We start from the raw sequence: 14009 nt of genomic DNA on the forward strand, positions 1-14009 counted from the left end.
ACAGGCGCCGTTGGTGGGGCATCCCCCGGGCGTCCGAACAACAGGGGATTGGAGAATGAAGACCATATCGATGGCCTTGCTGGCCAGCGTGAGCGCTTTGGCCTGCGTGTCGCCCGTGCAGGCGCAGACGGCCGAGGGTGCGGCAGGCGTTGCTTCGGATGTGCCGCATCCTTCCGATCAGGAGATCATCGTCACCGGATCGCGCACCATCAAGAATGGCAATGCCAGCCCGATGCCGGTGACGGTGGTTTCCACCGACGATCTGCTCAAAGTGCAGCCCGGTGCCACGCTGGCCGATGCGCTCAACACCATTCCGGCCTTCTCCGGCTCGCGCGGGTCAAGCAGCAATCCCACCACCATCGGCAGCGCGGCGGGCGGCAATGGCTCGGCCAACCAGCTCAATCTGCGCAATCTGGGCACCACCCGCACGCTGGTGCTGATGGATGGCAAGCGCGTGGCGCCCACGCTGTTCAACGGCGCGGTGGATGTGGATGTGATCCCGCAGGCGCTGGTCGAGCGGGTCGATATCGTCACGGGCGGTGTCTCGGCGGTCTATGGTTCGGATGCGATTTCCGGCGTGGTGAACTATGTCATCAACCACAAGCTGCAGGGCTTCCGCGCCGAAGCCAGCGAGGGCATCACGCAATATGGTGACGATCCCAAGACCGATGCTTCGCTGGCATGGGGTGGCAAGCTGGGCGATCGCGGCCATCTCGAACTGAGCTATGAATACCGCTATGAAGGCGGGATCGACAATCGCACCAGCCGCCCCTGGCTCAATCAGGTTGGCGTGACGGGCGCTGGCACCGCCGCCAACCCCTATGTGCTGCAAAGCAATCTGCGTCAGGCGGGCTTTCCTTTCGGCGGCTTGACCACCATCGGCGGCAACAAGATGGTGTTCAACGCTGCGGGCGTGCCGGTGCCTTTCACCAATGGCACGGCAACAGGCACCTCGGCGATCCAGATCGGCGGTGACGGTGGCTATTGGGATTCCAGCCTGATCTCCAGATTGCGGGCGCATCAGGCCTTCGGTCGCTTCGATTACGATGTGGCGGATGATGTCCATGCCTATGTGCAGGCCTCGGGCAACTTCAAGACCAACACCAATTATGCCGAGACGGCGCAGCTCACCAATGTGAACATCAGCCGCACCAATGCTTTCCTCTCGCCCGCCGTGCAGGCGATGTTCCCGACGACATCGCAAACCTTCGCGCTCAGCGAGTTGATGAGCGATGTGCCGCGCGCGCAGGCTACGGCGGATTCGCAGCAGTTCATCTTCACCGGCGGCTTTTCGGGCAAGGTCCATGGCATCAGCTGGAACATCGACTACACCCATGGCCTGTCCAAGCTGAACACCAATCTGGCCAATGATGTGAACCGCCAGAAGCTGGGCTATGCGCTGGACGCCGTGAACAGCAACGGCAAGATCGTCTGCAATGTGACGGTGACCAACCCCGGCCTGGCCGACAGCTGCGTGCCGATCAATGTCTTCGGGCCCGGCAATGTCTCGCCTGCCGCCGCCGCCTACATCACCGACACGGTGAACTACAAGGCCACCACCATTCAGGACGACATCACCGGCGGCTTCAGCGGATCGCCCTTCTCCACCTGGGCGGGCGAGGTCAATGCGGCGCTTTCGGCGGAATGGCGCAAGGTCTCCTTCCATTCCAGCAGCAGTTCCACTCCGGCCAATCTGGTCGATTGCACCGGCATCCGTTTCAACAATTGCACCACGGGCGGCGCGCTCAATGATTTCCAGTTCGGCCAGTCGCTGCTGCCGGTCAGCCAGACAGTCTGGGAAGTGGCGGGCGAATTCGATGCACCGCTGCTGAAAGACAGCGCCATCGCCAAATCGCTGAGCATCAACGGCGCGGCCCGCACCACCAGCTACAACACCAGCGGCCATTACTGGACGTGGAAGATCGGCTTCGACTGGGCCGTGACGGACAAGCTGCGCTTCCGTGGCACGAAGTCGCGCGATATCCGGGCGCCCACGCTTTACGATCTTTTCGCGCCGACCTCCTCGGTGCCGGTGCGGCCCACCGATCTGCTCACCAACACCAGCCCGACGGTGCCCTCGATCAACCCCTCCAACCCCAATCTGAAGGCGGAGATCGGCAATTCCTTCACGGCCGGCGTGGTGTTCAAGCCCACACGGCGCCTGAGCTTCGCGATCGATGGCTATGACATCAAGATCTCCAACGCCATCACCCAGATCGACGGTTCCACCACCGCCTTCCAGAACGCCTGTTACACCAGTGGCGGTTCCTCGCCCTATTGCGCGCTTCAGGTCCGGCCCAATGGATACACCAGCACCGCCACCAGCAATGCGGTGCAGGCCTGGATCGTGCAGAACGTCAACATCTCGGAGATCGAGACCTGGGGCGTGGACTTCGAGGCCAATTATGCGGCCACCCTGTTCACCCGTCCCGCCTCGCTGCGCGCACTGGTCGCATGGCAGCCGCATATCTATTATCGCCAGCCCAATGTAACGACCATCGATCAGGGCGGTGTCGCTTTCGGGCCGACCGGGCTTGGTGCCTCGCCTTCGGTGCGCGTCTCGGTGATGGCGCGGTTCCAGCCGATCAACCATGTCACGGTCGATATCATGGAGCGCTGGCGCAACGCCATGAAGCTGAGCGGCGATCCCACGCAGGTCTTCGTGAACAACCATATGGCGGCTTTCGGCACCACTGCGCTCAATGTGGCCTGGGATGCCGATGCCAGCTTCGGGCACATGCAATATTTCGTCAATGTGCAGAACCTCTTCAACGCCACGCCGCCGATCGGCGCCTATTCGGGCAATGGCACGCGTGCGGGTCTGCGCGACGGTTTTGCCCTGGGGGACGACCCGCGCGGGCGCTCTTTCGCGGCGGGGGTGAAGATGAAGTTTTGATCCTGAGCCGGGTGCGACCATCCGGCTTGAACATGCTTTGAGCCCAAGGCAAAGAGGCCTGCCGGATCATGGGGTCCGGCAGGCTTGCCTGCGCATGCTGCGTGGCCGGTCCGTCTGAAAACGGGCTTTGGCGCTGTGCCGAAACCCGCATCTTCGACACGTTGCGCCAGCTTATTCAACTTGGTGCAAGTCCGATAAATAAGACCACGAAACACCTCCAGGCGGCTCTCCCCGCGTTGACATTGATGTCGGTAAACCGCATCAAATCCATGAATAAAAGAGCAAATCTATTGCTCTTCCGGGTCGAGGGCGCCGTATGGAACCGGCGCGTCATCGACGTCTTTCCAGGACAAGTCCGGTAAAGACGCCGTGCGAAAGGGAAAGGTTTTTCGTGACATATCGTGCCCCCCACCGTGGCTTTTGCCGCGCCGCCGAAGGCTGCCTGACGCAGGTCACCTCGGGCTCACAGGCCGGTCGTGCCGCGGTTCGTCTTGCCATGACATCAGCGTTGTTGCTGGGCCTGCACGGACAGGCGCGGGCACAGACTGACCCCTCCCAGCCCCCCAGCCAGCTTCCCGCACCCAATCCGCCGACCACCACCGGCGGCGATGTCTCCAGCCGCCAGGCCACGGCCCCTCAGGCCGAAGCGACAGAGGGGGACAAGTTCAAGGAACTGAACAAGCTGGTCCTCAAGGGCTGGGTCACGGCGGTGCCGACTTTCGACGATACGGTCGATCAGGATGTTGGGGGATGGCGCAGCGCGCTGGCCAAGGCTGGCTTTGGCCTCACCTTCTACAGCATCAATTTGCTGGGTTACGATATGGCTCAGGCAGGGCGGGGCCTGTCCGGGCCGCAGCTCTACAACGGGCAGAAGCTGACCTATCAGGCGGGCAATCACACCGCCGTGCTGACCTATGATCTGGGGCGCATCAGCCATGCGCTGGAAGGCGGGCAGCTTCAGGCGATCATCACCGGCACCACCAATGGCTATCAGGCGCGTGACGGCATTCGCGGTGTGCGGGTGAAGGGGCTGTCATGGTATCAGCCGATCCTGCATGGCAAGGCCGAACTGGAACTGGGCATCATCGCCAACCAGACCGACTATATGGGCACGTCGGTGGGGGGCAGCCTGTCGGGCGGGGCGTTGGGGCCTCAGGCCGGCATTCCGGTCGAGGCGGGGATGAGCTATGGGCAATATGGCGCGCCGACCTTCAGCGCGCGGATCAACTGGACCAGGCATCTCTACACCCGCACCGGTCTGCAGCGCAGCATCAGCCCGCAGGGATCGACCACCGAGCAGGACAGCAATCCCGATGGCTTCGCCTTCACCACGCCCGGGGCAAAACCGCTGGTGATTCAGGAACTGGGCTATCGCGTGACCCCCGCGCCGGGCATCAAATCCTTCTGGCTGCGTGCCGGGGGACTGTACAACACCTCCGACTACACTGCCTTTGTCGATAAGACCAAGCATCACAACTACTTCGCTTATGGTGCGATCGACCAGCAACTGACCCAGCCCGATGCCGATCATCCGGCGCGAGGGCTTTATGTCGGGGCGACTTACAATGCGGCACCGGCCAAGGTGGATCTGATCAACCGCTATTACGAGTTGCGCACCTATATGCGCGGGCCTTTCGCCGGGCGCCCGGGGGACATGGTTTCGCTGGTGGCGGCGATCAGCGGCTATGGGCGGGACGGGCGCGAGGCCAACACGCTGGGCGGTTTCACGCCCTCTACCACAACGCAGGCCTATACCGGCAGCTACAGCTTCCGCATCACCCATGGGCTTTACATTCAGCCGGGCATCAGCGTGGTTGTGCATCCCGTCTACAATCGCAACATTGGAACGGCGGTTAATGGACTGCTTAATCTGGTGACTTTTCTCTGATTGTCAGAACAAGGTTTCTGTCGGGTTTGTACGACGGCAGGGGGGATAATTTATTTCGAAGTAATTCGTGTTCTCGTAGAATTATGTTCTAGCTTTTGAAGTCTATTTTTCCCAAAAATTCAACTATGAATTGATCGATCCCGGTGTTGTTAAATTTCGGCTTTTAACGGCTGCTTCAACGCCAGAGCCGCACTGTTCGAAAAGCGAGCAAGGGTGCTTTTGGGGGCAACGGCACCCTAAATCTCAAAAGGATGGGGCGCCCGACGATAGCCGGGCGCCCCTTGTTCTTCAGAAGGCCAGTCGGAACCCGGCGTTGCCCTTCCAGCCGTAGCTCTTGCCGATATCCTGCGCCGCCGTCTCGCCCGAGGCCTGAGCGAAGATCGAGAAGCCCCGGCCCAGCACCACATTGGCGCCCACACCGGCCTCACCCCACAGGTGATAGGTCTCGCGCCCGATCGCTGCGCCCGAAACATCGGTGACTGTGCCGTTCAGCCACTCATAGCTCAGGCTGGCCACGGCGTAGAGGTGGCTGCTCCCGTCCTGCCGATCGAGCGAGATGCCCCAGCGGCTCTTCAGGCTGTCGCCCAGACGCGAGGTCACCGAAGCGCCGTTCGGATCGGTAAAGCCGTCGAAGCCGATGGTGGAATAGACCATCTGCACCTGCGGCGTCACCGACAGATGCCCGCCCACCGGCCAGCGCTTCCCGATTTCGAGGCTGTAGGCCTCACCGCGCCCCTTGTTGCCATCGACCAGCGAGCCCAGCACCGAGGAAGTCAGACGGCTGTCATACCAGTTCACCTGCGCGCGCCCGTCGATGTAGAAGCCCTGCGGCCCGAACCAGCTCAGCGTGCCGCCAAGGCTGTAGGCCGAGGTCTTGATGCTGCCATTGCCGTAGATCGAGCCGACATTGCTGGTCGCCTCGCCGTAACCGGCGACCACGCCCAGCACCAGCGCCGAACCGTCGGCACGCTGGCTCAGCACCTGATCGGCGCCGACCTCGACCTTCCAGATGTCGACGCCGACATGGGCGAGGCTGCTCGACTGCGCCGCATTGGCGCGCAGGCCCTGGCCTTCGAAGCGCTGCCACAGGCCGGACTGGCGGTCGCCACCTTGCATCCACTGGCGGTCACCGATGCGCTGCTGCATCGTGCCCAGATCATTGAGCGCCAGCAGCGTCTGGCTGTAGGCCTCATAGACCGGCACGCCCGGCTGATAGAGCGGGGCCGCCGGCGCGCTGCCCGACGTATCGCCCGCATTGCTGGCCGAGCCGCCGTCCAGCAGGCTGGAACGCAGATACCAGTCACCATCGGCGGTGTTGACGCCATTTTTGTAGAGGCGATAGCCATAGGCCCCCGCCACCACGGCCTGCTGCCCATCGAAGAGATAGTTGCCCGCCAGCGTGAAGGTGCCGTTGGAGGCGCCCGTCACATCGACAACCTTGATGCCATTGACCGTGGCCGCGCCGCCCCCGCCGATGTTGGTCACCTTGATGACGGTGTTCCCGGCGGTGGAGCCGTTCACCACCAGCAGGTCGCTGCGCGAGGCGTCGCCACCCAGCGCGGTCTTGATTGCCAGCGTGCCATTGGCGCCGGTGTAAGTGCCATTGACCGTCAAGGTGCCGAAGCTGCCATTGAGCCCCGGCGACACCGAGCCCGCATTGGTCACAGTGCCGACCTGACCCGTGCCGACCAGCGACGCACCCGAGCTGACAGCAACCGAACCGCCCAAGGTTCCGGTGACCCCCAGCGTACCGGCCGCCACCGTCGCCGTGCCCGAATAGCTGCTGCCATCGCCAGCGATCAGCAGTGTGCCCAGACCATTCTTGGTCAGCGCGCCAGAGCCGGTCAGCCCGCCCGTCAACGTCAGCGTGGAGGCATTTGCGGTGGTGATACCGCTGGTGTCGGCCACATCGAAGCTGCGAGCGCTCACCAGATCGGCGGTGGTGGACAGCGTGCCGCCATTCAGCGTCACGCCGCCGGTGGCCGCACCCAGATTGGCGTCCGAAGCGATCTGCAGCGTGCCGCCATTGATGCTGGTGCCATCGGTGTACTGGTTGGCGGCGGTGAGGATCAGCGTGCCCGCATCGCTCTTCACCAGCTGGGTGGACCCGGCCAGCACGGCATCGATGGTGGCGGTGTAAGCCGCCCCTGCCGAAGTGCCATCACCCACGCGGATGATCGACTGCGGACCCGTCAGCGTCAGCGTGGCGCCGTTGATCCGGTAGCCGCTGGTGGCGAACTGCAGGCCCGAGGCGCTCACCGCACCAAGGCTGTTGTCGACCGTCACCGTGCCAGCCGTGCCTGCGAAAATGGCGAAGCTGTCGGTGGCGTTGGGGGCATTCACATTGCCGCTGGGGGTGGTCCAATTGTCATTGCCGGCGCTGGACTGCCACAGGCCGTTGCCGCCATTGATGAGATCATTGTTCTTGCCGTTGCCAGCGCCGTCCCAATAGCTGAGCAACAGGCCATTGGTGTTCACCAGATTGACCTGACCTGCCACGGAGGTCTGCACCGTCACCGCGCTGCCGCCGGGCATGGAGCCAAGGGTCAGCCCATTGTCGGTCAGTGTGCCGCCATAGTTGAACAGGCGGTAGATGCCCGGATCGAAGGTACCGCCCGAGGTCACCGAGACATTGAGCGTGCCATCCAGCACCAGCTTGCCGCCAACATTGACCAGATCGTTGAGCGCGCCGCCCGCAACGCCAGCCTGCCCGAGCTGATAGTTCAGCACGCTGCCGCTCGACAGCGAGAGGTTGCCGTTGATGGTCAGCGTGCCCGCCGTAGTGCCGGTGCCCGGCGAAAGCGTGGCACCATCGGCCAGCGTCACATCGCCGCCGATGGTGCCGGTGCCGCCCAGCGTCGCGCCATTGGCCACGCTGGTCAGGCCCGTGGCCGCCGACTGATTGCCGTTCACCAGCAGCGTGCCCGCGCCGACGGTGGTGGCGCCAGTGTAGCTGTTGGCGCCGTTGAGGATCAGCGTGCCACTGCCGTTCTGGAACAGCCCGCCGCTGCCGGAGACCAGCCCGTTCAGCGTCAGCGTGGTGCCCGCATCGGGCGCCACGGCGCCATCGTCGATCAGGCTGACGGTGCGCGCCGTGGCCAGATCCGCCGAGGTGCTCAGCGTGCCGCCGTTGAAACTGAGCCCGCCTGCTGCCGCGCCCAGATTGCCGTCATTGGCAATGCGCAGCGTACCGCCGTCGATCTCCGTGCCGCCGGTGTAGGTGTTGGCGCCGGTCAGCACCAGCGTGCCCACATCGCTCTTCACCAGCTGGGCATTGCCCTGAATCACCGCGTCGATGGTGGTGGTGAAGCCCGCACCCACAGAGGTGCCATCGCCCACGCGGATCATGGACTGTGGCCCCGTCAGCGTCAGTGCATCTCCGGTCAGCACATAGCCGTCAGAGGCGAATTGCAGGCCCGAGGCCGTCACCGCGCCAAGGCTGTTGTCGATGGTGACGGTGCCCGGCGTCCCGGCGAAGATCGCCAGAGAGCCATCGCTGTAGCCAGCGTTCACCGCGCCGGTGGCATTGGCCCAGTTGTTGTTGCCCGCGCTCGCCTGCCAGATGCCGTTGCCGCCATCGACCTGATTGTTGAACTTGGGGCCCGCTGCGCCGTCCCAGAAGCTGAGCGTCTGCCCGCCAGTGTTGATCAGATTGACCTGATTGGCCACCGATGTCTGCACCGACACATCGCTGCCCGCAGGCATGGTGCCCAGCGCCAGGCCATTGTCGGTCAGCGCACCATTGTAGCTGATCACGCGATAGAGGCCGGGGCCGAATGTGCCGCCGGTGGGCACGGTCACATTGATCGTGCCATCCAGCGTGAGATTGCCCTTCACGATGGTCAGATCGTTGTAGGAACCGCCGACCACATTGGCCTGCCCGATCTCGTAATTGAGCAGCGAGCCGCCCGAGAGCGAGAGATTGCCGTTGATCGTCAGCGTGCCGGGGCTGTTGCCCGGCGCAATCGCGCCGCCATCGGCCACGGTGACATCGCCGCCGACAATGCCGCTGCCGCCCAGCGTGGCGCCGCTGGCCACGGAGGTCAGGCCCGTCGCCGCCGACTGATCGCCGTTGATGCGTAGCACGCCGCCCGAAATGGTGGTGGCGCCGGTGTAGCTGTTGTTACCGGTCAGGATGGTGGTGCCGGCAAGCTGGTTGAGCGCCCCCGCACCGCTGACCAGCGCGGCAAAGGTGTAGCCGGTGTCGGTATGGTTGAAGTTCATCGCGCTGTTGGCGTTGGTCACCACGCTGGAGGTGTTGAGCGTGCCCGCACCCACCGCTGCCGAGCCCGAGGCCGCGCCGATGTTGAGCGTGCCCGTGGCGGTGGACGCACCGCCCAGCACCAGCGTGCCACCCACCGTGGCCGCGCCGCCATTCTGAAGCGTCAGCACGCCGCTGCCACTGCCGCTGCCCACGGTGAGGTCACCGGTGGAGGTCAGGCTGGAGCCGCTGCCGGACACGAGGATGGTCGCCGGGACGGTGGCGGCAGTGCCCGCCGTGATGCCGGTGAAGGTGGCCGTGCCGCCATTCGTCAGCGAGAGGGTGCCGTCATTCATGGTGAGGGCACCCTGGCTGGTCCAGTCGCTGGAGCCGGTGGTGCCTGTGCCGTCGATGGTGATGCTGGGCAGGGTGGTGTTGCCTGCCGTGGTGCCCATGGTGGTGGCGCCGCCGGTGGTCACCTTGCCGCCATTGCCGATGGTGATGAAATTGTTGCTCGCCGCCGAGGCGCCCAGCACCACCGCGCCACCGACGTTCAGCTGCGATCCTGCGCCCGAGACATTGAGCGAAGCCAGCGTCGTGCCCAAGGCGGTCTGCAGGGTGAAAGCGCCCGTGGTGTTCAGCACGCCACCATTGACGACGCTGACCGTCGAAGGCCCGCTGGTGGTGGAACGCGCCAGCACCGAGGCGGTGTTGTAGGTCGCGCCGGCATCGACGATGATGTTGCCGTTGGTCAGCGAGGTCGCCCCCGTGCTGACCGTGTTGCCCAGATAGCGGTAGGTGCCGTTGCCACCAGAGATGGTCGTGCCGCCGCTGTAGCTGCTGTTGCCGGTGAAGGTGAGCGTCCCATAGACCAGGCTGTTGATACTGCCGGTGCCGGTGATCGAGCCGGTGTAGGTCCAGTCGTTCGTCGTGTTGAAGGCGATCGATCCATTGTCGACGATGTTGCCGGTAAGCGTCGCGGCGCTGCCGCTGCCCAGCTGCATCGTGCCCTGATTGATCGTCACGCCGCCATTGAAGATGTTGTCTCCGGTCAGGGTCAGCTTGCCAGCGCCGCCCTTTGTCAGTGCGCCACCGACCAGACCGTTGCCGATGGTCACGCTCACGGCCGAGTTGGTGACATTGATGCCGCCGCCATTGGTCCCCCAATTGACGGTGCGGGTGGGGGCATACGATGCGCTACCGGTCCATTGCAGCGTGCCGCCATTGACGGTGATGGCGCCTGCCGCATCGCCCAGATTGCCGTTGTTGTTGACCGACAGGATACCCCTGTCGATCTCGGTGCCTCCGGTGTAGGTGTTGCTGCCGGTCAGCACCAGCGTGCCCAGATCCGTCTTCACCAGCTGCGTGGAGCCCTGGATCGGCGCAGAGATGGTGGCGGTGTAGCCCGCGCCTGCCGCAGTGCCGTCACCCACGCGGATGGTCGACTGCGGCCCCGTAAGCGTGAGCGCACCACCGCTCAGCGTGTAGCCGGCCGTGGCAAATTGCAGGCCTGAGGCGGTCACCGCGCCAAGGCTGTTGTCGATGGTGACTGTGCCCGGCGTGCCGCTGAAGATCGCCATTGCGCCGTTCGTATAGGCCGCATTCACCGCGCCGGTGGAATTGGCCCAGTTGCTGTTGCCCGCGCTGGCCTGCCAGGTGCCGCTGCCGCCGTCGATCTGATTGTTGAACTGGGCGCCTGTGCCATCCCAGAAGTTGAGCGTCTGGCCACCGGTGTTGATCAGGTTCACCTGTCCTGCCACGGAGGTCTGCACGGTCACCGAACTGCCACTGGGCAGCGTGCCAAGCGACAGGCCGTTGTCGGTCAGCGTGCCGCCATAACTGATCACGCGATAGAGGCCGGGGCCGAAGGTGCCGCCAGCCGGTACGGTGACATTGATCGTGCCGTCGAGCGTGAGGTTGCCCTTCACCACGGTGAGGTCATTGAGCGAGCCGCCCACCGTGTTGGCCTGACCCAGCTCGTAATTGAGCAGCGAGCCGCTGGAGAGCGCCAGATTGCCGTTGATGGTCAGCGTGCCGGGGCTGTTGCCCGGCGCAAGGATGCCGCCATCGGCCACCGAGACGCTGCCACCGATGATGCCGCTGCCGCCCAGCGTGGCGCCGCTCGCCACGGTGGTCAGGCCCGTGGCCGCCGACTGATCACCATTGATGCGCAGCACGCCGCCCGAGATGGTGGTGGCGCCGGTGTAGCTGTTGTTACCCGTCAGGATCGTGGTGCCCGACAGCTGGTTGAGCGCGCCCGCGCCGCTGATCAGCGAGGCGAAGGTGTAGCCGGTGTCGGTGTGGTTGAAATTGATCGTGCTGTTGGCGTTGGTCACCACGCTGGAGGCATTGAGCGTGCCCGAGCCCACCGCCGTCGAGCCCGAGGCCGCGCCGATGTTGAGCGTGTTGTACCCGCTCGACATATCCAGCGTGCCGCTGCCGGCCGTGACCGTGCCGCTATCGCCGATGGTCAGCGAGACGGCGCCATTGGCGTTCGTCGAAGCGCTGGCGAGCGCCAGCGCACCGGTGGTCACCAGCTTCGAGCCTGCTCCTGTGACCAAGACGGTGGCCGGGTTCGTGGCCCCAACCTGCGTGTTGCCCAGAGCGGCGGAGGTGGCCGTGACCACGCCACCGTTGGAGATGGTCAAGGCGCCGCGCCGATAGGTCAGGCCGTTGTTGATCGCCCATTGCGAGCCTGTGCCCGAAACAGTGACATTGGCCACGCCTTGCGCCGGGAACAGAGCGCCACCCAAGATAACGGTGCCGTTTGTGGTCAGGCTGCCGCCATTGAGGACATTGACGGTCGTCGTGCCGGCCAAGCCGGCAGAGAGAGTGCCGCCGAGCGTGAGTGTCGAACCAGCATCGCTCACGCTGATCGTGGCAGTTGAATTAGAGGTCGCTTGGGTGGTTATGTTACCAAGAAGGGACGCCGTACCACCGTTCCGGACAGTCAGGCTTGTGCCATTTGTCATAGAGGTCGAGACGGCATTACCGGAGTTGAACAGCGCATTGGAGCCATCGACGATCAACGCTCCGCCGCCATTGAAAGACAGGCCCGAGGAGTTGGTGATCTGCCCTCCCGAGAGCAGCAGCGTGCCGCCGGCGACAGACGTGGTGCCGGTATAGCTGTTGATGCCGGTGAGTGTGAGCGTACCGGCGGCGCTCTTGTAGAGGTTGCCGCTGCCGGAGATCACGCCGGAATAGGTCCAGTCGCTTGAGCGGTTGACGGACAGCTGGCCGTTGTCGGTCACATCGCCCACGATGCTGCCGGTTGTGCCGCCGGTGCCGATCTGGAGGAAGCCAGAGGTGATTGTCGTGCCGCCGGTGTAGCTGTTGTCAGCGGCCAGGATGACGGTGCCATCCGCCGTGGTCAGCTTGCCGGCGCCGGTCAGGGCATTGTTGATCTGGAAGCTGCCATTGGTGACATCGATCGTGCCGCCATTGTCGCCCAGCGTGAAGGTACGGGCCAGGCTGGCGTTATAGATGCTGCTGTATTTCAGCGTCCCGCCATTGAGCGTCAGCCCGCTGGAATTGTCGCCCAAGCCGGACTCATAGATCACCACAAGGGTACCGCCGGTGATGAACGTGCCGCCGGTGTAGTTGTTGTTGGAGTTGGTGATGGTGGTCGTGCCGCTTCCCGACTGCACCAGCGAGCCGCTACCCGTCAGGATACCGACCGAGGAGGTGCCATTGCCTCCGAATTCCAGCGTTCCGCTATTGTAAACGGTGCCGAAGTTGTAATCACCGCTGCCGGTCTTGAGCGTGCCCTGATTGATCGTCCAAAGGCGTCCCGACGTATCGCCGCCGTTCAGAGTCCAGGTGCTGGTGCCGCTCTTCTGGAAGAAGTTGAAGTTCTTATACTGGCTGCCAATCAGCGTGGTGTCGAAGCTGGCATCGGTGGCGCCGCCCAGCACCAGATTTTTGACCGCATTGGTCGCCGTGCTGGCGACGACATTGCCGGTGATGCTCGATCCGGCCTGCAAGGTCAGAGTGGCCCCGGTGGCCGAAGACAGATCAATCGCGGTGGAGCCTGGATCCGCGCTGATCGTGCCGCTGTTGGTGATGGTGATGTTGGTGGCGCTGCCGGTGATCGCCGCGGCGCCATTGCCGCCCTTGATCGTACCGCTGTTGGTGATGATGGTCGTGCCGCTGGTGCTGACCGCCACGCCGCCCGTGGAGCCCGCGCCACCCTGGATCGTGCCGTTGTTGATGAGGGTGCCGCCGTTCACTGTGAGGGCGACACCGACGCCTCCAGTGGTGGCATTGCCCGCGCTGCCGCCGGTGATCGTGCCATTGTTGGTCAGCGATCCGTTCGAGACAAGGGCGCCCACGCCATAGTTGGTGCCGCTCGCGCCCGCGCCGGCCGTGATCGAGGCATTGTTCACCACGGAAACGCCACCACCCACGGTGATGCCATTCATGCCTTGCGACCCGGAAGGATCAGCCGCGCCCAGAATGGTGCCGACCAGCGTGTAGTTGGCGTTGTTGAGCTGCAAGGTGCCACCGCTGGCACGGGTGCTGTCGGTATAGACCCCGGAAAGCGTGTAGATGCCGGTGTCGATGGTGATCGGCTTGGTGGCTGCGGGTGGCGCGCCGTTCGACAGGGCGATGTTGGCGGTCAGGGTGATGGTCGCGCTGGCATCGGCGTCCGCATTGGCATTGGCGATCGCTGTCTGCAGTTCGGCCTCGGTGCTGGCGGTGTAGGTGCCTGCCATGGCTTGCCCCGGCAGCATCGCCAGCGAGACAGCCATGCCCCCTGCGCCGAGCAGGAGGCGGCGCCTGCCGCGCGCAAGAAGGGCGTGGCTCGACCGGCGGCTAATTGACAGCATGGGATCCCCTGTATGTCGCAATCTATCGTGACGCGAGCGACTTGGGGAAAACACGATTAACGGAGAGTAAAAGCAGCCCCCTCGGTTTTGCGCTTCATACGTGAGGAATATTCGAGAAAAAACGTTTGCGGAGACCGGTTTGCGGCCGGGAAATGACGCTCTTGGATCGGCGATGAAGGCTTGTGTTAACCACGG

The 14009-nt window shown here is 64.1% G+C and carries 3 protein-coding genes; 2 read left to right on the forward strand and 1 reads right to left on the reverse strand.

Features of this window, described 5'->3' with window-relative positions; genetic code table 11:
- Positions 1 to 55 precede the first annotated feature (55 nt).
- Complete coding sequence (locus HGK27_RS26980) at positions 56 to 2896, forward strand: TonB-dependent receptor plug domain-containing protein (RefSeq protein ID WP_206243894.1); 2841 nt, start codon at positions 56 to 58, stop codon at positions 2894 to 2896.
- Positions 2897 to 3287: 391 nt separating this feature from the next.
- Positions 3288 to 4784, forward strand: a complete 1497-nt coding sequence (locus HGK27_RS26985) for a carbohydrate porin (RefSeq protein WP_206243895.1) — start codon at positions 3288 to 3290, stop codon at positions 4782 to 4784.
- Between the two features lie 288 nt (positions 4785 to 5072).
- Here the strand turns inward: HGK27_RS26985 and HGK27_RS26990 are convergent, their stop codons facing one another.
- Complete coding sequence (locus HGK27_RS26990; RefSeq protein WP_206243896.1) at positions 5073 to 13814, reverse strand: autotransporter outer membrane beta-barrel domain-containing protein; 8742 nt, start codon at positions 13812 to 13814, stop codon at positions 5073 to 5075.
- Positions 13815 to 14009: the final 195 nt, after the last annotated feature.

This window comes from Novosphingobium terrae (assembly GCF_017163935.1).
GTDB classification, from domain to species: domain Bacteria; phylum Pseudomonadota; class Alphaproteobacteria; order Sphingomonadales; family Sphingomonadaceae; genus Novosphingobium; species Novosphingobium terrae.